At 59.9% G+C, this 20,169-nt stretch carries 13 protein-coding genes; 2 read left to right on the top strand and 11 right to left on the bottom strand.

Annotated features, from left to right (window positions below; genetic code table 11):
* Positions 1 to 284 precede the first annotated feature (284 nt).
* Complete coding sequence (locus HPT27_RS05310) at positions 285 to 2,897, bottom strand: glycoside hydrolase family 3 protein (RefSeq protein WP_172239971.1); 2,613 nt, start codon at positions 2,895 to 2,897, stop codon at positions 285 to 287.
* Between the two features lie 434 nt (positions 2,898 to 3,331).
* Here HPT27_RS05310 and HPT27_RS19595 point away from each other — a divergent pair, with 434 nt between their 5' ends.
* Both HPT27_RS19595 and HPT27_RS05300 read left to right on the top strand, forming a co-directional pair.
* Positions 3,332 to 4,501, top strand: coding sequence for an AraC family transcriptional regulator (locus HPT27_RS19595; RefSeq protein WP_211197862.1), 1,170 nt, complete (start codon positions 3,332 to 3,334; stop codon positions 4,499 to 4,501).
* 215 nt (positions 4,502 to 4,716) lie between these two features.
* Entirely contained in the window at positions 4,717 to 6,276 is a 1,560-nt protein-coding gene (locus tag HPT27_RS05300; RefSeq protein WP_172239968.1) for a sodium:solute symporter family transporter, read from the top strand.
* A 190-nt stretch (positions 6,277 to 6,466) separates the two neighbouring features.
* Here the strand turns inward: HPT27_RS05300 and HPT27_RS05295 are convergent, their stop codons facing one another.
* The 10 genes from HPT27_RS05295 to HPT27_RS05250 all read right to left on the bottom strand — a co-directional run bounded on the left by HPT27_RS05295 (position 6,467) and on the right by HPT27_RS05250 (position 20,165).
* Positions 6,467 to 8,041, bottom strand: a complete 1,575-nt coding sequence (locus HPT27_RS05295; protein WP_172239965.1) for a tryptophan halogenase family protein — start codon at positions 8,039 to 8,041, stop codon at positions 6,467 to 6,469.
* A gap of 37 nt (positions 8,042 to 8,078) precedes the next feature.
* Positions 8,079 to 9,575 carry a tryptophan halogenase family protein gene (locus HPT27_RS05290; protein WP_172239962.1) on the bottom strand — a complete coding sequence of 499 codons (1,497 nt, stop codon included), beginning with the start codon at positions 9,573 to 9,575 and terminating at the stop codon, positions 8,079 to 8,081.
* A gap of 31 nt (positions 9,576 to 9,606) precedes the next feature.
* A complete protein-coding gene (locus tag HPT27_RS05285; RefSeq protein ID WP_172239959.1) occupies positions 9,607 to 10,365 on the bottom strand; it encodes a SapC family protein in 759 nt (252 codons plus the stop codon).
* 149 nt (positions 10,366 to 10,514) lie between these two features.
* A complete protein-coding gene (locus HPT27_RS05280; protein WP_172239956.1) occupies positions 10,515 to 13,595 on the bottom strand; it encodes a TonB-dependent receptor in 3,081 nt (1,026 codons plus the stop codon).
* Between the two features lie 352 nt (positions 13,596 to 13,947).
* Positions 13,948 to 14,094, bottom strand: coding sequence for a hypothetical protein (locus tag HPT27_RS05275; RefSeq protein WP_172239953.1), 147 nt, complete (start codon positions 14,092 to 14,094; stop codon positions 13,948 to 13,950).
* A 117-nt stretch (positions 14,095 to 14,211) separates the two neighbouring features.
* Positions 14,212 to 14,766, bottom strand: a complete 555-nt coding sequence (locus HPT27_RS05270) for a response regulator transcription factor (RefSeq protein ID WP_172239950.1) — start codon at positions 14,764 to 14,766, stop codon at positions 14,212 to 14,214.
* Positions 14,763 to 16,049, bottom strand: coding sequence for an ATP-binding protein (locus HPT27_RS19590; protein WP_172239947.1), 1,287 nt, complete (start codon positions 16,047 to 16,049; stop codon positions 14,763 to 14,765). The genes HPT27_RS05270 and HPT27_RS19590 overlap by 4 nt, the downstream gene beginning before the upstream one ends.
* Positions 16,050 to 16,289: 240 nt before the next feature.
* Positions 16,290 to 17,897, bottom strand: a complete 1,608-nt coding sequence (locus HPT27_RS19585) for a diguanylate cyclase (RefSeq protein ID WP_172239944.1) — start codon at positions 17,895 to 17,897, stop codon at positions 16,290 to 16,292.
* 113 nt (positions 17,898 to 18,010) lie between these two features.
* Positions 18,011 to 18,904: a methyltransferase domain-containing protein gene (locus HPT27_RS05255; protein WP_172239941.1), complete on the bottom strand. Its 894-nt coding sequence runs from the start codon at positions 18,902 to 18,904 to the stop codon at positions 18,011 to 18,013.
* Between the two features lie 19 nt (positions 18,905 to 18,923).
* The gene (locus tag HPT27_RS05250; protein WP_172239937.1) at positions 18,924 to 20,165 is read right to left on the bottom strand and encodes a DUF418 domain-containing protein; all 1,242 of its coding nucleotides are present in this window, start codon (positions 20,163 to 20,165) and stop codon (positions 18,924 to 18,926) included.
* Positions 20,166 to 20,169: the final 4 nt, after the last annotated feature.

Genomic DNA, 20,169 nt, shown 5'->3' with positions numbered 1-20,169 from the left:
GAAACCACTCATTTGACGCGGATTGTGTGATGAGATCTGCCGGACTTGAAGAACAACCAAAGAAGAATGCTTCGCAATTCTTGAAGCAACCAACGCGGAGATTACAGACCTTTGCCATCCCAACTTTTGAACATATCCAATTCCATCTCGGTGCCGCCTACGTTACAAATGCTGGCCGGCTAACCCATCGCAACCCGATTGTAAACAGCAAAAAAAATGCCGACTTACGCCGGCATCAATCACTACTACCCAACATGCTTTTCCATACAGTCGGGACATTGGATTCAGTTGACAGTACAGCGCGCCTGACCTTCATTGGGTTTCAAGCGGATGCGGGCAATCTGCAAGGTCAAGGCGCCTTCGGAGGCGATGACAAATGGCGCACTGACCCGATCCAGCCGAAACTCGCCGCTGATGCGGGCCGGATCGTTGAAGCAGCGCAGCAGCACTTCGGCGGTGCGCCAACCTTTGCCGGCGCTGGCAGCAAATTCCTGGGTGACATCGAGGTAGCTGCTGCAATCGACGCCGCAGGCAATGCCAAGCCGGACCGGTTTGCCGGACGCGGCGATCACCTGATAATCAATCTCCAGCGCCATGTCGCCATTGCTCTGGCGCGCCCAGTTGATACGTTCACCTTTCTCGTGCACCAGCGAGACAAACGCTTTGTCCTTAATGTCGATGACCAAGGTGTCTTCCTGCTGCTTGCGATCCGCCGCCTGCACCGTGACCGCGCGATGCCGCGACACTTGCACCGGATTTTCCACCAGCGTTGCATCACCTTGATCGAGCAATTGCAGTTTCCAGGGCGAGGTCGCCTTGCCGGCCGTGAACAGGCGATCAACATTGACCACCGTGCCGGGACTAAGGCCCGAGGTTTCGCTCAACACTGGCACCGCAATGGTGGTTTGGTAATTCAGACCATAGCCGTAACCGAACAGCGGGTGATAATCCTGATCGCCAACATTGAGCACTTTGCCAGTGGCATCGTTCGGCCAGGAAAACGAAAGCTTGCCGCTGAAATCGTAATGCAGGCTGCCACCCGGTTGCCGGACCATGACATCGGCGAGCGCGCCGCCTTCGGTGCCCGGCAACCATGCCGCGACAAAGGCATCGCTCTGGTTGAGTTCCGGATTGACCCACATCGGCCGGCCCGACAAAAACACCGCAACAGTAGGAATGCCGGCGCGCTTGAATGCGGTCAGTTGCAACAGCGCGGTGTCGTCAGCGAAATCGAGATGGGCGCGGTCACCTTGAAATTCGGCGTACGGATCTTCACCGAATACCACAATCGCAACATCGGGCCGCTCCTGATAGCTGCCGGATTCGCTGAGTTCGACCCGGCCACCGCCAGCGGTCAGTGCTTGCTGCAGACCTTGATAAATCGATTCGCCATGCGGGAAATGCTCGTTGCGATTGCCGGTGCCTTGCCAGTTCAGCGTCCAGCCACCGCATTGTTTGCCGATGTTGTGGGCGCCGTCGCCGGTGATCAGCACTTTGCTGTTGGCGCGCAGCGGCAGCAAACCCTGATTGTTTTTCAGCAGCACCAGCGATTTGCGTGCGGCCTCGCGCGCGACGGCGCGGTGTTCCGGCGCACCGAGCAATTGCCATTGCCCGGCGTTGGCGCGTTCTGACGGCTTTGCGGCGCTCAGCAAACCCATCCGGTATTTGACCCGCAGCACCCGGCTGACAGCTTCGTTGAGCCGCGCTTCACTGATGACGCCGCTGCGCACTTCTTTCAGCGTGGCCTCGTACAAACCCTGCCAGCTGCTTGGCGCCATGAACATGTCGAGACCGGCATTGAACGCTGCGGCGCATTCGGTTTCGGCGCAGCCCGGAACATGGGCATGGCCATTCCAGTCACCGACGACAAAACCGCTGAAGCCCATGCGGCCGATCAGCACATCGGTCAGCAGCGCGCGGTTGCCGTGCATTTTCTGGCCCTGCCAGCTGCTGTACGAGGCCATGACGATCTGGGCGCCGGCCGCGATGGCCGCCGGATATCCGGCGGCATGAATGTCGCGCAATTCGTCTTCGCTGCTCAGCGTGTTGCCGGTATCGATGCCGTTGTCGGTGCCGCCATCGCCAACATAATGTTTGACCGTGGCCACCAGATGATCGCCATTGAGAAATTCCGCCGTCCCGAGCTTGCCCTGCACGCCTTCGATCATGGCGCTGGCATACGCCCGGACAATGTCCGGATGCTCGGAATAGGATTCGTAGGTGCGGCCCCAGCGATCATTGCGCGCCACGGCGACCGTCGGCGCAAAAGTCCAGTCCTGTCCGGTCACCCGGATTTCCTTGGCGGTGACAGCACCGATGCGGCGAATGAGATCCGGATCGTTGGCGGCACCCAGGCCGATGTTGTGCGGAAAAATCGTCGCGCCGACGATCTTGCTCTGACCATGCACGGCGTCGGTGCCCCACATCACCGGAATGCCGACGCCACCATCGCTGGTGTCGGTCGAGGCTTGCCAGAAGGCATCGGCGAGTTTGAGCCAGTCGGCGGCCGGGCCGCGATTGTCCTTGTTCGGTGCCGAGTTGCCACCGTTCAGCACGCTGCCGAGGTTGTAGCGGCGCACTTGCTCCGGCGTCACCGAGTCGATATCGGCCTGAATGATCTGACCGACTTTTTCTTCCAGCGTCATCCGTGCCAGCAGGGCACTGACCTTGGCTTCGAGTGCCGGATCTACCGGCAAAGGCGACGATTGCTGCGGCCAGCGTTCCGGATGAATGCGCTGAGCCGACTCGCTGTCGGTTGTCGTCGCCGGCGCGGTGACCTCGGTTTCGGTACAGGCCGACAACTGCAGCAGCAACAGGCTGGCGACCAGCGCCAGAGCGCGGATTGAACTCGAACCCGGTGCGGCATGCGAGCGTCGTGCGGGACTGGAACGCGTCATGTTTCCCTCGATGAATGGCGACAGACTGCCCGATCCAGTCTGTTCGTGCTGACGAGTAAACGGCAAGCGGTCACCACTGTCGTTCAACTTTTTGTTGGCAGTCGTTCAACCTTCGTCGGTTCGGAAAGTTGAACCGCTCGGCACAGAAATGATGCACTGCACGATGACTACACGCCCGCTTGCGGTGCAGCAAGCGCACTGGGTAAGCTCGGGCGGGCTCGATTGGTTTGGCGCAATAGGTCTGGCTCACATTGTCAGGTCCAGCATCGCAATGACACCTCGGGCCCTGACAGTTTTCGCTATTGACTGCCGGCTTGCGCCGGCAGCTGCGGGTCTGGCCATGCAGCAAGTCAGAACCCGCACATATTTCTGTTCCCCTTCGACAGGCTCGGGGCGAACGGAGGATTTCATCAGAGCCAGGCCGGGAAGCGTTCGTGCAGCAGACACTGTTCAATGTCCACGATGTGGTGCTGTTCATCACCGTCTATCAGTGTCTGCTGTTTGCGCTGTTCCTGTGGATATTCCGGGTCCGCAAGCGCGGCAATACCTTGCTGGCGCTGTTTCTGCTCTGTCACGCGGCGATTCCGGCCGACACCCTGATTCTGTACGGCGCCGCGTTCCAGCACTGGGCCATCGAGGTCTCGCCGAATCTGTTTTTCGCGTTTGGTCATGCGCTCTGGCTGGAAGCGCCGCTGCTGCTGCTCTATGTCCGGACCATGGTCTACCGCGACTACCGGCCGCGCTGGCGCGATGGCTGGTTGTTTCTGCCGTTTCTGTTCTACACGCTGTTCATGCTGCTGCATTACTACCGGCTCGATCACGCCAGCAAGATTGCGATCCTGTATGGCTATGACAGCTTTGATGACCGTACCTACAGCCGTTACGTCAATCTGCTGCGCGAACTGTTCCGGCTGGCTTGCGGCGTGCTGGCTTACAGCGAGCTGTGGCGTTACCAGCAGCGGATCAAGGATGTTTACGCCAACATCGAGAAGATTGATCTGACCTGGCTGCGCATTCTGGTACTCGGCTTTCTGGCCATCCGCGCCGACAAGGTGTTCGAGCTGTTTGGTCTGGTGCTGCCGGTTGGCTGGCAATACTACATCGACTTCGAATTCATCGGTTTGGCGGCAAACTACACCGTGATGCTGCTGATCAGCGCGCTGATCTTCTTCAGTTTGCGCTTCAGCACGGTGGTCACCGGCTTGCCGGAACCGAAGCCGGAGCTGGAGGAGAAGCCGGTCGACAAGCTGGTCATCAGTCCGGACGAGATCCAGCGGTTGGAGAGCCACATGCGCGAACACAAGCCGCATCTGAACTGCCTGCTGAATCTGGACAATCTGGCCGGCCAGCTGCAATGGGCGCCGCGTCACCTGTCGCAGGTGATCAACCGGCACTACCAGCAGAATTTTTTCGATTTCATCAACACCTACCGGATTGATGAATGCAAACGGCTGCTGGCCGACCCGAGCCATCGCGGCGAAAACATGCTCGAGATCATGGAATCGGCCGGCTTCAACTCGAAAGCGACCTTCAACACGTTCTTCAAGAAGAAGGTCGGCCTGACCCCGAGCGAATACCGCCAGCAACAACTGGCCAGCCGTTGAGCAGGCCGGCGAACCCGTCCGATCGGCGTCTTGGCGACGCGCCGGCACAATCTTGAACGTTCAACTTTCGCGTTGAACCGACCCCTGAACGACAAGCCCCGGCCGCCATCGTATGGTCATGCCGGGTATGGTCGGTCAGGCGCGTGCGCGCTGGCCGGCTGTGAGCATTGACGGGCTGGCATGACGCCAGCCTCACCGCGGGTAGCCATCACACCATGACTCTGCCAGATCTGATCAGCATTGCCGTTTATGTCGTCATCCTGTTCTCGGTGGCCTGGTGGGCTTCGCGCACCGACCGGAACCAGGAACGCAGCGCCAAGGACTACTTTCTCGCCGGCGGCAGCTTGCCGTGGTGGGCGATTGGCTCGTCGCTGATCGCCGCCAATATTTCCGCGGAGCAAATCATCGGCATGTCCGGCTCCGGCTTCGCCATCGGGCTGGCCATTGCCTCTTACGAATGGATGGCCGCGCTGACCTTGCTGCTGGTCGCCAAATTCCTGATTCCGGTGTTCCTGAACAAGGGCATCTACACGATGCCGGAATTTCTGGAGAAGCGTTTCGACAGCCGGGTCCGCTTGTTGATGGCGGTGTTCTGGCTCGGCGTGTATGTGTTTGTCAACCTGACCTCGGTGCTCTGGCTCGGCGCGCTGGCGATGCACACCGTGGCCGGCACCGACATGTTCTGGGGCATGCTGCTGCTCGCCTTGTTCTCGCTGCTGTATTCCACTTGGGGCGGTTTGAAAGCGGTGGCGATGACCGATGTGATTCAGGTCACCTGTCTGGTCGGTGGCGGTCTGCTGGTGCTTGGCCTTGCGCTCGACAAGATTGCTGACGGTCAGGGACTACTGGCCGGCTGGTCCTTGCTGCTGGAACGGGCACCGGAAAAATTCGACATGATTCTGGCCAGCGACAATCCGAACTACGCCAGCCTGCCCGGCTTGTCGGTGCTGATTGGCGGCATGTGGATCATGAATCTGTCGTACTGGGGCTTTAACCAGTACATCACCCAGCGCGCGCTGGCAGCGAAAAGTTTGCCGGAAGCGCAGAAAGGCATTCTGTTCGCCGCGTTCCTGAAATTGCTGATGCCGCTGATTGTCGTGTTGCCCGGCATCGCCGCGTTTGTGCTGCATCCGGACCTGCCGAAATCCGACATGGCCTATCCGGAAATGATGAAGTTGGTGCCGCCCGGTTTGCTCGGCATCTGCTTTGCGGCGTTGATTGCCGCAATTGCCTCATCGGTCAGTTCGATGGCCAACAGCGTTGCCACCATTTTCACCATGGACATTTATCGGGTCCGCATCCGGCCCAAGGCAACCGATCGCGAATTGCTGGTCAGTGGCCGGCTCGCCGCCATCCTGTCGGTTGTGCTGGCCATGCTGGTCGCCAAACCTTTGCTCGGCGAACTGGATCAGGCCTTCCAGTACATTCAGGAATTCACCGGCTTTTTCACTCCGGGCGTGGTGGTCATTTTCCTGACCGGCATGTTCTGGGCACGCACCACCGCCAACGCCGCCTTGGCCGCCACCTTGCTGTCGGTGCTGGCATCGCTGGTGCTGAAACTGGCCGCGCCGATGCTGCCGTTCATGGACCGGGTTGGTTTGGTCTTCCTGCTGTGTCTGGCTGCGGTGATCGTGATCAGCCTGCTCGAACGTCGGCAACCGTCAGACAAGGCGATTGCCCTGCGTGAGATCAACTTTGCCACCACGACCGCCTTTCACATTGGCAGCGCTGGCGTTGTACTGGTGCTGGTGGCGTTGTATGCAACCTGGTGGTAAACAGACGTGAGCGGTGAATCTGTCAGCTAGTTTTTCTGCGACCGGTTCACCCACTTCCCGGCCCTCCCCCATCAACGGGGAGGGCGCGATGGAGTTCCGTGTCATCAGGTCTAGCGCCTATCACGGCTATCGCAATTCACGGCTATCACATAGCACAGCTATCGCCGTTCTCTGCGCAGCTGAGCGTCAATCAAACCGGTTGCAAACCATACTGGCGAATTTTTGCGATCAGGCTGCGATTGTCGGGCAGCGCCTGCAGGCAGCGTTCAACAAATTGCCGGTTCTGCTGATACAGCGCCTGAAACCGTTCGACATCCTGATTGCGCCGGCGGGTGCTGCGCGGCTCGGTGCGAAAGCCCATGCCGTACAGCACGTATTGCCAGCTCGCCGAGGCGAACACTTCTTCGATTTGCGGAAAATCGTGCCGGCACGGTGGCTGATAACGCCACAGCTCCAGCCAATCGGACAGCCGTGCCGAGCGCGTTTCCGGCCGCACATGTTGGCACCAATACTCGCTGTCGCGACGCTGCGACACGGCGTAATGCAATTTCAGAAAATCGATGATGCTGTCCCAACGATAACGGAAGCGCTCGTTGTAACGCTTGGCTACCACGTCCATAGCGCTGCGCGTTGCTGGCATGTCCTCGCTGATCATCGCGGCGCCGAGTTCAACCAGCACCAGCGCCGAGGCTTCGAGCGGTTCGAGAAAGCCGGCGGCCATGCCAATGGCAACACAGTTGCGATGCCAGAATTCGGCGCGATGACCGGGCCGGAATTCGATGCGCCGAAACGCCACGTCCTTGACCCGATCCGCCGGCAAGCCTTTGCTGATGTAAGCCATCAGTTCGGCCGCCGCCGCGTCATCGCTGGTGAACTCGCTGGCGTAAACATGGCCGATGCCTTTGCGGGTCGGCAGACCGATATCCCAGATCCAACCGTTGCGCTGCGCGGTCGAGACGGTTTGCGAGGCAATCGGATCCTGTTCATTTGCATACGGCACCTGCGCTGCCAACGCCCGATCGTTGAACAGTTGCCAGCGGCAATCGATGAAGTCGATGCCGTAATGTTGGCCGAGCAGCAGCGAGCCCAAGCCGGAACAGTCAACAAACAGATCACCGCTGACGGTGCTGTCACCAGCAAACGCCGGGCGATCCAGTTTCAGTGCGGCGATGTCGCCGCTGGCATCTGTGCAAATTTCGGTGACGTTGGCCAGCACATGACGAACGTGCAAGACCTCGGTGCAATGTCTTTGCAGCAGCACACCCAACTTGCCGGCGTTGAGGTGATAGGCGTAGTTGGCAACCGCGGCGTATTCCGGTGTTGTGATTTGTTTGGGCGCCAGCCCGCGCTGACAGACGTGGCTCTGGAAATTGACCGCATCGGCAAATGACTCGCCGCTTTTCATCGCCAGCCACAGCGACGCCAGATCCAGCTCGCCATAACCTTCCGGCACCACCAGCGGGTGATAGTAATAATCGTCTTCGGCGCCGGTCACCCAGCCAGCAAACCGGGCGCCTTGCTTGAAGGCGGCATCGCATTCGCGGAACAGTTCGGTTTCGCTCAACCCGATCCGGCGCAGCGTGTTGCGCATCGATGGCCAGGTGCCTTCGCCGACGCCGATGGTCGGAATATCCGGTGATTCCACCAGAATCACTTCCAGCCCGTCCGGTTCGCCGGCCCGGTGCTCGGCCGCGATCACGCCGGCAGTCAACCAGCCGGCGGTGCCACCGCCGAGGATCACCACGCGTCGGACGGCTCGGTTCATATCGATGTGCTCCTGTGACGGGCTGCCATCGCCGTAGTCAAGCCATCGACTCGGCGCTGGCTTTGCAGTAGTTGTCGAGCGCCTGCTGATGACTCGGCATGGCGCTGACCAGTTGCTGCACGTGCTGACGATAGCCGTTGAGAAAACGGCCGAGCTCGTCATCGGACATCAGCTCGACAATGGGATGATGATCTTGCGGCAACACGCCCTGACCGATCATGACTTGCGTCCAGGAATCGAGCTGGAACAATTCCCGGTTCTGGAAGTTCACCATGCCGGTGCGACGGAACAATTCAAGCCGCGCCGCTAGCGAATCCGGAATGGCCATGTTGTTGCAGTAACGCCAGAACGGGCTGTCGCGACGCTCGGTCGCGTGATAGTGCAGGATGAGAAAATCGCGGATGGATTCAATCTCTTCGCCGCACAGGCGGTTGAATTCCTGGACCCGCACCGGATCGATACCGGTGCGCGGAAAAAATTTCAGCAGCCGCAGCAAAGTCGACATTGCCAGATGAATCGACGTCGATTCCACCGGTTCCAGAAAGCCGCTGGCCAAACCCAGCGCCACACAGTTCTTGTGCCAGTATTCGCGCCGACGACCGGTCTGGAATTTGAAACCGCGCGGCTCGACCAGCGCCTTGCCATCGAGGCTGGCCAACAGCCGTTCTTTCACGGCGTCTTCGCTGGCGTAACGACTGCAGTAGACAATGCCGTTACCGGTGCGATGCTGCAGCGGAATGCGCCACTGCCAGCCATATTCGTGCGCAAGCGCCTGGGTGTACGGTCGCGGTGCGCCGACCCGCTCGCTCTGCACGGCGACCGCCGCATCACAAGGCAGCCAGTGACCCCAGTGTTCGTAACTGACATTGAGCGCCTTGCCGATCAACACGGCCGGAAAGCCGGTGCAATCGACAAAAAAGTCACCGTCGATCACGCGGCCATCGGTCAGCTTCAGCGCCGCGATATGACCATCGGCCTCGTTCAGCACCACGTGCTCGATCCGACCTTCAACGTGCGTTGCGCCATGAATCAGCGCATGTCGACGCAAGAACTCCGCGTACAGGCCGGCGTCGAGATGGTAGGCGTAATTGAGTCGGCCGGCGTCACCCGGCAGCAGCTTCATTTGCCGCGCTGCCTGCAGCTCAATGCTGTAGTCGCCAAAATCGGCGCTCAATCCGCGCTCACGGCCGTAATGCCAGAAGTGGTGAAAATCGCAGGCCCAGCAATCCTTGCCGGTTATGCCGAACGAGTGAATGTAACGATTGCCGAGACTGGCCCAGTCGGTGAACTCGATACCGAGTTTGAACGTGGCCTGGCAGGCGCTCATGAATTCCGGCTCGCTGATACCGATCAAGCGATGAAAATTGCGCAGCGGTGGTATGGTCGCCTCACCGACGCCGATGCGGCCAATCTCGGCCGATTCCACCAGCGTCACCCGCATTTGTTTGCCATACAGTTTGGCAATGGCGGCGGCGGCGAGCCAGCCCGCGGTGCCACCGCCGGCGATGACAATGTTCAGTATCCGTTCGCTCATGCAAAGCTCCCGTTGCCAGCGCGCCTTAAGTTCAGGCCGATGCCGCCGTGCGTGATGTCGATGTTGTTGCTGTTGCTGATGCTGTTTGTGTTGATGATGCAGAAGCCGAACCCGGCCCTGCCGCCGATGTCAGCAGTGGCCGCAAATTGCCGAGCGAGCTGGCAAGAAAATAGGCCGCCTGCAAATGGCCGGCACGGTTCAAGTTGGACAATACCGTGGCATCCAGCGCTTTCAAGCGATCCGGATTGATGGCGTACAAACCGCGCAGCATTTCGCCGGGGTGATCAATCGCAATCGGTTCCAACAGCTGTTGACTGGTCAGCGCGTCGACCAGCGCTGCCGTTTGTTGCTGACCTTCATGAATCGTGTGCATGAGAGTGGCCATGTGCCGGGCATGGGGCGTGGGCTGACCGGCATCATCATACAAACGCTCGCCATCACCGCCGACCCGCGGGTCGTCCAGATCAATGCAGAGTTTCAGGCCGTTGCCATCATCGTGCATCAGAAACGGACCACGGCGTGCCAGCAGCGGAACATAGCGGCTCAGCCACTCGCCGCGCGGGTCGAGAAACGCATTGCCGGTGGCGGTTGCCGCCAGCAGCGCGCAGAAAAAAAAGCGACCGGTATCGGTTTGCTTGCAGGCAAACAGCGGGAATTCCTTGTGCGCGGCATCCAGCTCAGCGGGCAGAATCGGAATCAGGCCGAGACCGTCGTGGCTACGCAAGCGATAGCCGGTGCGGACTCGCAGGGTGCGATGACGATTGCCATCGAGCAGGGTGATATTGGCCATGGCTTGGCTCTCGCTAGTGAATCACCGGCATCACGATGCCGAAAACAGAAAAACCGGGATGACCGCCACGATAGCAGAGCATCCCGGAAATGGGAGAAGTGATCAATCCGGAGGTGATGCGGCAACGCAGCACCTCCGCAGCCAGGAGCTTAAAAGTTGTAGCGCACCCCAAACGCGTAGCGCGGCTCCAGGATTTCCAACCGCAGGAACTGCGCACTGGTCCGGGCATGCTGACGCTCATCCTCGCCAGTGAGGTTGATGCCTTCGAACGAAATGCTCAGATCGTCGGTCACCGCATAGCTGACGTTCAGATCGAACTGTTCGTAGTCCTCGATGTAGCGCGGACGCAGACCGCCATTCTCGATGCCAACCAGAAACTCCTCGCGCCAGTTGTAGGCCAGCCGGGCCGAGACGCCGTAGTTCTCGTAAATCAGCGAGACGTTGGCCGTATCGGACAAACCGGTCAGGGCGAACTGGCTGACATCGCTGGGTGCGCCGTTGTCATAGCTGACATCGCCTGCGACATCGGTGTAGTTCAGCAGCACACCAAACCCGGTGTCACCGAAGAATTGCTGGAAGGCCATCTCCCAGCCATCGATCACCGCGTCTTCGTTGTTGGCCGGGCGACTGACCCGGAACACCATCAGCTCATCGCCGGGTTCGCCCACGACATCGACCAGGGTCTCGAACTCTTCGGGCGTGTGGGCATCGTAAGCGACGCCAAGGATGTTGGCCGCGACCATTGTGAACAGCGAGGTGTCATTGACCGGAATGTCGAGTGCTTCCAGATCCGCGATCGCCTGCTGAACGCGTGGGCCATTTGTCGGGTCGCGCAGATCATAAAGCGTCTGGTTGACTGCTTCGGTGCCGATGAAGTTCTTGACGTCCTTGCGGAAGTAACCGAGTGAGGCATAGCTGGCATCACCGAAATACCACTCCACCGACAGATCGAGGTTCTTCGACTCCAGCGGCAGGATGCCGGGGTTACCGGACTGGGCGCCACCGAGAATCGAACCGGGGAGAATAGTCGGGAAGGTCGGTCCGCCCAAACCGGTCGCCGCCGCGCCCATGCTGTCGAAGCGGGCCCGGGCAATGGTCTTGCTGTAGGAGAACCGGGCTTTTATGTCGTCGGTCAAACCGACGTCGATATCCAGATTCGGCAACACATGATCGTAGCTCGCCGTTTGGGTGTACATCACGGCAGTATCGCCGGCCGGAACCTGGTAGTCATTGTTGCTCTCCCAGATCACTTCGGTTGGGATGTTGGCTTGATCGGTTGAGGTCACGTCAGTGTTCTCGTAACGAACACCGAACGCCGCCCGCACCGGATACTTGCCCCAGTCGCCATTGAAGCGGTACTGCGCGTACACCGCCCATACTTCTTCTTTGATCGTGCGATTCAGGTTGTCGACCGGATTGACATCCCAAGGCAGGCCGACGGCAGCGGACAGGTATTCACCAATCTGGGCCGCATCGCCGGTGTAGCCCATCAGCAGCGGCCGTGCGCTGCCACCGCTGACCAGACTGAAGAAGCCGGCGGCGGTGCCACCTGGTGTCATCGAATAGCCGTCGAACAAGCTGCCGTAGTTGATCGGATCCAGAAACTCGGCCGGCACATCACCCGGATTGGCCACGCCCCAGCCGCCTTCGAGGAGTTCCTGATAGAACGACTGCTTCAGCCGGTGTTCCATCGTGCGCGACTCGACCCCGAAATCGATCGAGTGGAAATTCTCGAATTCGAATTTGCCATCAAGCCGGATCTGCTGGTAATCGGCATAGGACCGATCATTGTTGATCTGGCGCACTGCCGAACCCACTTCCGAGACATCGAGCACGCCGTTGTCATTGAGCAGCGAATCATCCAGACCGATCATGATGATCGGTATACCGTTGGAGGTCCAGTTGACGCCCTGTGCACCCGAGACATTGGCACCAAGGCCAATGTTGATCCAGTTGCCGAAGCCGGCATCCGGCAGGCTCGATGCTTCCGAGTCATGCGCATCAAGCGCGAGGGTCAGCGCTTCATTGACTTCCCACTTCAGGTTGAAACCGAGTGAGTTCAGTTCGTTGACCTGGTTCTGCTGTTGCAGGGCCAAACCGACATCACGCGGATTCAGGCCACGACCGACTCGTTCCTCCCAATACAGCACAGGAGTTTGAGCGGTGCCGTTGTCAAACGCCAGATCGCTCTTGTACGAGTCCATCCAGATCGACAGCTCGGAGCGGTTTTCATACAGCTCCTGCTTGGCATAGGTGTAATCGAGCGTGCCGGTCAGGTTGTCTTTCGGTTTCCACTGCAGCGTCAGCTGAGCATTGGTCCGGGTCCGTTCGCGATCGGAATGGGTGTAGCGCAGATCGGTCGGCATGCCGTACAGCGAGCCATCGGCCGGCGGGTTGAAGATGTTGATCGGCGCGCCGGATCCCGGATCAGTCGGTTGCTGGTTGATGTTGCCGTCGAATTCGGCATAGTTCCAGCCGTTAACATAGGCACCGCTGGCACCGCTGTCACGCTGCTGATACGAACCGGTCACACTGACGCCGAAATTGTTCTGATCATTGGTCCAGCTGAACAGCCCGGAAACTTCTGGCGTGTAATCGTCACCGACTTCATTGCTGGTGTCGTGCAGCAGCTTGCCGCCGAGCGAAGCATGCAGACCAGGGTTCTGCAGCGGCCGCAGCGTTTCGATATTGATGGTGGCGCCCATGCCGCCGGAGGCAATATCGGCCCGGCTGGTCTTGTAGACACTCAGCGCCCGGACACTTTCCGAGGCTAGGTTGTCCATATCAAAGGCGCGGCCCTGCGAGACACCGCCGCCGTTCTGATTCAGCGAGGTTGCCGGCATCAAGCGGCCGTTCAGTGTGGTCAGGTTGTAATCCGGACCGAAACCGCGCGCCGTCACCTGATTGCCTTCACCGTTACGCCGGTTGATTGACAGGCCGGTAATACGCTGCAGCGATTCCGCCAGGTTGGAATCCGGGAACTTGCCGATATCCTCGGCGTTGATGGTGTCGACGATGCCCTGCTCTTCACGTTTCCGGTCGCGCGACGACTGCAAGCTGCCGCGAATGCCGACCACATCGACGACGGTCGCGTCGTCGGCCACTTCGTTGGCGATGTCATCCGCCCAGCTGAGCGGCGCGACACCGGTGGCCAACACCGAGGCCACTGCACTGACCACAAGTTTCCGTTTGAATCGGGGTTGGCTGACTGCTTTGCCGGTCCTGTTCATTGTTCCTCCTGCCGCCTGTTGTTGGCTCGGCGATTGTTGTCTCGACGATTATCTCGCTGGTTGTTATGTCGCGAACCTTGTGGCTAGCCATGCCCCGAGCCACGGTTTGGCCAACTCGCCAACCCTGTCCCCGGCGGCTCATGCCGCTGCCGCGAATCTGCTCCCACCGCAACGCCCCTCTCCGGCGCTGTGATCAAGAACGCGCATGCTTTGCCTCGGCGAAAACGAACACGCCCGCTGACAAGATGGCAGTGGACTTATATCAGCGCGTTCCCGCCAGTTTCGTTCAAGCTTGCGATCTACCCGAATTTGAACAAGCGCCATCGACAAAAGCGATGTTCAACTTTTGTCGTTACGCAAACACAAACCGGATTTCGCGGGCAAGCCATTGATTGCTGCGACGCAGCAGCCCTTTTGTTCGCATGGCGACAAAAGCGGGGCGCTGGAGCAGGACAAATAAAAAAGGAAAAAAAGAGGCGCGTACGGTGGGAATCATCATGCTGCAGAGCAGCATTTGGAATGATGTCGCGTCACACGGTGACGCCAAGGAACCGTATTCCTTTTATTGCGCCGTGCTGGCGCTGGCGTCAACAAAATGCTGCTATGCAGCAATCCTTCAGCGCGGTCGCGGCACTTTTGCCAACTTGCGCTGCAAGGTGCGTCGATGCATGCCGAGCGCGCGCGCGGCGGCCGAAATATTGCCATCGTGTTCGGCCAATACCCGCTGGATATATTCCCAGGACAATTGCCGCAGATTGAGCGGCTCGCTGGCCAGCATGGCCGGCTCGTCCGGCTCGCCACTGTCGGCGGCGGCCGGCATCGGTTGCAGCGCCACGACCAGATCGGCCAGCGAACAGGGCTTGACCAGATAATCGTCGGCGCCGCGCTTGATGGCATCGACTGCCGTGGCAATGCTGCCAAAACCGGTCAGCATGATCAGCCGCGCTTGCGGCAGGCGCGCCCGCAATTGTTGCAGCAACTGCAGGCCGTTTTCGTTGCCAAGCCGCAAGTCGATCAGCACACCGGCCGGTGTCCACTCGGTCAGCGCCGCCAATGCGCTGGCGCCATCGGCCGCGGTCTTGACCTCAAAATGCTGTCGACGCAGACCGCGCGCCAGCGTCGCGGTGAAATCCTCATCATCATCGATCAGTAAAATCGCCGCGCCACTCATTCGGCTGGTCCTGTCAGGGGTAACTGGATATCGGTGCGGGTGCCGCCGCCGGCGTCATGCTGCCACGAAACCGAGCCGCCGAGCCGCTCGATGCTGGCGTTGGCCAGATGTATGCCAATACCAAGGCCCGATCCGCTGAGGCCGGCTTTGCCACCAATGACGGGTTTGCTGCTGAGAACCGCACCACTGCTGTCGGGCCGATCGGCAAAGCCGCTGCCGGCATCGTGTATCGACAACACCACCTGGTCCGCCTCGCGTCGGGCTGTGATCCGGACCTGACACTGACCGTTACGCTGCGAAGCTTCAAAGGCGTTGTTGAACAGATTCAGCAAGGCCGGCGCCAGCGAGCTGGACACTTTGGTCCGGATACCGTCCAGCGCGGACAGCTCAACGCTGAGCTCGGCCTGCGGCCGATACCAGCGCCACTGCTCCAGCGTTTCCTGAATGAGCTTGGGCAGTTCAATGCTGTCTTCCTGATCCCGCACCGAGCGCAGGCTGTTCAGCCATTTCCGGCAATGCTCAATTTGCTTGTCGAGTTCGGCAAGCAATTGCAGGCGTTCGCTGTCGGCGAGCGGTTGCCGTAATTCGTCCGCCAGCAATAACAAGGTGTTGAGCGGGGTGCCGAGTTGATGCGCCACTTGCGCGGCTTGAGTACCGAGTGCGACCAGCCGCTCATCGCGCAGCGCCCGTTCACGTGCCTGCCGGATGCGCGTTTCGTGCTCGCGTAATTGCCGCAGCAATTGCAAACCAAACGCCGCCATCGCCAGCGCGGTCACGACAAAATTGATCCACATGCCGTACAGATGCACTGCCATCATCTGTTCGTGATCGACATGCCAGTGAAACGGCGGCGGCAGCGCCAGCAGCAGCAAATAGGCCAGCACCGCCGCGACCAACACCGTGAACGTCAGCCGGGTCGAACCGGTCAACAACGCCAGCGCAATCGGCAGCAGCAGCAGCGAGACAAACGGATTTTGGCCAGCACCGGTGTGATACAGCACCAGCGCCAGCTGGGCAATGTCGAAACCGAATTGCAGATACAGCCGCCAGCCTTTGAACGGCGCGGCCTGCCGCAGCCACCAACCGGTATAAAAGTTGAAGGCCGCGGTCAGCAACAGCACATAGGTGATGGTCGGCCACGGGATCGGATAGGCCAACCAGCGGTCGGCCACCACCATCGTGGTCAGCTGCGCCAATACGGCGAAATGGCGCAGCCAGAACAGGCTGCGCAAGGTCAGCAGCGGTTGCGCGCTGTCGCTGCTGAGAGAACTCGGACCGGTCACCGGAACAGCTCGCCATGGTCAGGGAAGGATGCCGGCCATGCTACCGCCGATCCGGTGCGCGACGGCATCTGGATTGCAGCAATGCCGGCCAATCGGCTGCGGCAAACTGTCGCAGGCGGTTTTGGCTGGCAGGCTTTCGCAGGTGTTTTCTTGCAGGCTGGCGTTCGCTGGCGGCTCTTCGCAAACTGCGATTCTGCTGGCCGATGTCGCCAGCCAGTCTCGTGATGCCGCATCGATAGCTCAAGCAGCGCGCGCAGCGCCGGGCGGCAACTCGCTGACCTGCAGGTTGTTACGGCCGCCGGCCTTGGCTTGGTACAGCGCCTGATCGGCGCAGCGGATCATGGCATCACGGCTGGCCGCGAGCGCATCGGCCGTCAGCGCCAGACCCATCGACACGGTCAGCCGTTGATGATTGCTGTCCAGGTGTTCGATGTTCAATTCCTGCACCGCCTGGCGCACCCGCTCGGCAATTTCCCGGCCATTGTCCGGGCCATCGACCGACATGAGCACGACAAACTCTTCACCGCCCCAACGGAACAACATGTCACCGCCGCGACGAATCGCCATGGTCATGGCCGCCGCGACTTTGCGCAGCACGTCGTCGCCAGCGAGATGGCCGTAGCGATCGTTGTAACGCTTGAAATGATCGACATCGATCATCAGCACGGCAAACCAGCGGCCGGCGCGTTGCGCCCGCTCCTGTTCGATGCTGAACACGGCATCAAAGTGGCGACGATTGAACGCGCCAGTCAGGCCATCGGTAATCGTCAGCCGTTCGATTTGCCGGGCTGCCCGCTCAGAGCGCACCAGCAACACCAGCAGCAGCGCGCCGAGCACAATCAGCAAGGCAAACGGCATCGCCAGTCGAATCGCTTGCCACCAGACGGCATCAACCCGGCGTATCGCATAGAGGGTGGTGGCGCCTTCATCCAGCGGAATGCGCAGCGCATACCAGTCGCCTCGCTGTTCAAACTGAAACGTGGTGACGCCAGTGGGCCAGTCCTGCAAGGCGATCGGCAAGGCGCTGCTGGCTGTGGCCAGTAAAGCGGTGTCGATATCGCGACTGCGCGCGGCCAGTTGATTTCGGTTGTCAAACAACAGCACCGAGGCACCTTCGTAATCGGCGCTGCCGAGCAAGTCATTGAATTCGGCCAGCGTAAAATCCACCGCAACGGCACCGCGAAACGCATCGGCAACGTACACCGGCGCGCTGGCGGTAATCATCATGCCCTTGCCGGCCAGATCGTTGTAGGCCGCGCTCCAGCGAAAACGCCGCTCGGGATTTTGCTGCGGAATGATCGCGACCCAGAACTCTTGCTGCTTGATGCTGCTGTCATAGCGAAAGTCGGCCAGTGACGACCACGGATACAACAAAATGAAATCACGCGCCGAAATGAAATAGATCCAGGGAATCGCCGGGTCTTGTTGATGACCAAGCCGGAACAGCGGCATCAGCCGCCTGACGGCATCGAGCTCTTGCCAGAGCAAACCATCATCGGCGTGCAGCACGCCAGCACCGGTGATGCGACCCAGACGGCTCGCGGCGCCATCACCCGGCGGATCCACTTGATAAAACCCTTTGTCATCCTGTTGCCAGCCCTCACGTCGGGCGCTGTTGCTGCCGGGCTCGGCCAATACTTCCGCGACGATCAATCGCAGCGTTTCCACTTTGCGCCGACGTTCCTGCAGACGATGGCCAATTTCCTGCGCCGTGCCGGTCACTTCCCGCGCCGAGGCCTGCAGCCATTCATTTCTGTACTGAAGTACCTGTCGATAGACGCTGTAGGTCGCCAGCAGCAGTACCAAACTGCCAACCACGATCAGCCACTGCATCGAGCGCGCTTTCACCGACATCCCCAGTTACGCGGTATCCAGCAAGTATAGTCAGCGGCGATGACTTCGCCGGCTGGCGCGCTGGCACGTTGCGTTGCTGAGCAAGCAAGACGCACAAGATGCGCGAATCAGCCCTGCGGTTTGCGGGCAATGAAGGATTGCATGGGGCGACCATCGGCCAGCGGTTCGATGCGATCGTGCAGGATCTGCCAGTCACGATAGTGCTGCGCCAGCTCACCGGGCTCGAGCAAGAATTCCGGTCGCTTCGGACCAGCAAATTTTTCTGCGCCGCGAGCAAAGGTTTCGTACACCAGCAGGCCACCGGGCGCCAGCCACTCGCGCAGCCGTGGCAGCAAGGGTCGGTGCAAATAACGCGCGACACTGATCAGGACAAAATTTTCCGGCGCCAGCGTAAAGGTCGGCGCTTCGATATCCGCGCACTGGGTTTCAATACGGAAGTTCAGCGCGGCGGCACTGGTCAGCAAGCGTTGCAAGGCATCGGCTTTGTGATCGATCGCCAATACCGAGTAACCACACGCAGCCAGCGCCAGCGCATCACGGCCGCTGCCACACGCCAGATCCAGCGCTCGCGGTGCGTCGGAGTCGATCCCGCTGAAACGGACTGGATTGCCAAGCTCGGCAAGTGCCCGCCGCAAACTGCTGTTGGCTTGCCACAGTTGCCGCGATTCGCTGCCCTGACGCAGCACCGATTGCTGTTGCCATTGCTGCAGCAGGGCTGGCGTAATCCATATCGTCTGGGCAATCGGGTAGCCCCATTCCGCCAACTGCCGGGCCAGTTGCAGCAATTCGCTGAGATCATCGTGGGCCAGTTGCAGCGGCGTGCCCGGCAATGGCAACTCATGCCGGCGCAGCACCAGATCAGCTTGCGGCAGATGTGTGGCGATTGCGTGATGAGCTTGTTGATACGGCTGCGCTGAACGCAGATCGAGTAAGGCCAGTGCGGGATTAATCACTTGTTGAAGCTGATATTGCAGTTGCGAGCGTGTATCGGGCGTGGTCATGAACAAACACAACCGCAGCTCAGCGCTGCGGCTCGGTGCGCCGGAACGCCGGGCGCACGCCGTAACTGAACCAGCGCCATAACCATTCCAGCGGGCCCTGCTGGTAACGCCGCAACCAGAACACCGAACCAGCAACCAATACCACCCAGATGATTACTGTCATCAACAACAAGCTTGCACGATCCCGATAGCCATACCAGCCCAGACCGTGGCCATAAAATATCGTCGTGCAGATGATTGTGGTGAACAGATAATTACTGAACGCCATTCGACCGGTGGCGATCAGCGCACTGCGCAACCAACCCGGCGCCGGTCGCTGGCTCCAGCCGATGGTCAAACCGGCATAACCAGCTGCCAGCAGCAGCGAGCCGACACTGTTCCAGTGATTGCCCATGATCAGGCTCGCATCAAAACTGAACTGGCTGTCGATCAGCTTCTGGACGCCGACGATCACCAGCAGCAAACCGGATGCCAGCCCAATCAGACCAATGCGCCAATAGCGGCGTGCCGACCATTGGCCAATCAGAAAGCCATTGCGATACAGCAACACCCCGAGCAGCATCTGCGCCAACAACCGCGGACCATAAAACAGCAGCGTCGAGGCCTGACCGTCCCAGGCTTCCGGCACCCGGTCGGCCATCTGCTGCCACCAACCGCCGCGATAGATCGCCAGATTCTGGGCAACGGCGTCAGCGTCTGGCAGCCAATATTTCATTGACTCGGTGATCGCCTCCGAACCCTGCTGGCTGACGCTGAACCAGAGCAGCGCAAACAAGGCAAACTGCAGCAGCAGCAAACTGCCCGCGGCCAATAACAGGCTACGCTGACTGGCTTGCAGCAGCGGAAACAGCAGCATGCCGCAGATCGCATACAGCACCAAAACATCGCCAAACCACAGCAAATACGCATGCGCCATGCCGAACCAGAGCATGACCAGCAGGCGCCGATAATGCAGCGACATCGCGGCGGCGCCGCGTGCACTGGCATGGTCGAAAAACAGCGCCATGCCCGCGCCAAACAACACCGAGAACAGCGTGATGAATTTTTCCTGCGCGAAAACGGCCGCAAACCACCAGGCAAAAAAATTGACACCGTGCAAATCACCATAGGCCGCCGGATTCTGATAGGCCGCGTACGGCATCGAAAAGGCCCAGATATTGACCAACAGAATGCCGAGCACAGCGATACCACGGATCAAATCCAGCGACGGATAACGAGAATACGATTCGGCAGGGTGCGCAAACGAAACAGCGGCCGTCATGGTG

Source organism: Permianibacter fluminis (assembly GCF_013179735.1).
GTDB classification, from domain to species: domain Bacteria; phylum Pseudomonadota; class Gammaproteobacteria; order Enterobacterales; family Permianibacteraceae; genus Permianibacter; species Permianibacter fluminis.
Note: the sequence above shows the minus strand (reverse complement) of the source record. Positions and strands in the feature narration are given on the sequence as shown.

Bases quoted from the DNA above. Each gene is read 5' to 3' on its own strand.
- HPT27_RS05310 (WP_172239971.1), bottom strand. From the start codon at position 2,897: ATGACGCGTTCCAGTCCCGCACGACGCTCGCATGCCGCACCGGGTTCG.
- HPT27_RS05300 (WP_172239968.1), top strand. From the start codon at position 4,717: ATGACTCTGCCAGATCTGATCAGCATTGCCGTTTATGTCGTCATCCTG.
- HPT27_RS05295 (WP_172239965.1), bottom strand. From the start codon at position 8,041: ATGAACCGAGCCGTCCGACGCGTGGTGATCCTCGGCGGTGGCACCGCC.
- HPT27_RS05290 (WP_172239962.1), bottom strand. From the start codon at position 9,575: ATGAGCGAACGGATACTGAACATTGTCATCGCCGGCGGTGGCACCGCG.
- HPT27_RS05285 (WP_172239959.1), bottom strand. From the start codon at position 10,365: ATGGCCAATATCACCCTGCTCGATGGCAATCGTCATCGCACCCTGCGA.
- HPT27_RS05280 (WP_172239956.1), bottom strand. From the start codon at position 13,595: ATGAACAGGACCGGCAAAGCAGTCAGCCAACCCCGATTCAAACGGAAA.
- HPT27_RS05275 (WP_172239953.1), bottom strand. From the start codon at position 14,094: ATGATGATTCCCACCGTACGCGCCTCTTTTTTTCCTTTTTTATTTGTC.
- HPT27_RS05270 (WP_172239950.1), bottom strand. From the start codon at position 14,766: ATGAGTGGCGCGGCGATTTTACTGATCGATGATGATGAGGATTTCACC.
- HPT27_RS05255 (WP_172239941.1), bottom strand. From the start codon at position 18,904: ATGACCACGCCCGATACACGCTCGCAACTGCAATATCAGCTTCAACAA.
- HPT27_RS05250 (WP_172239937.1), bottom strand. From the start codon at position 20,165: ATGACGGCCGCTGTTTCGTTTGCGCACCCTGCCGAATCGTATTCTCGT.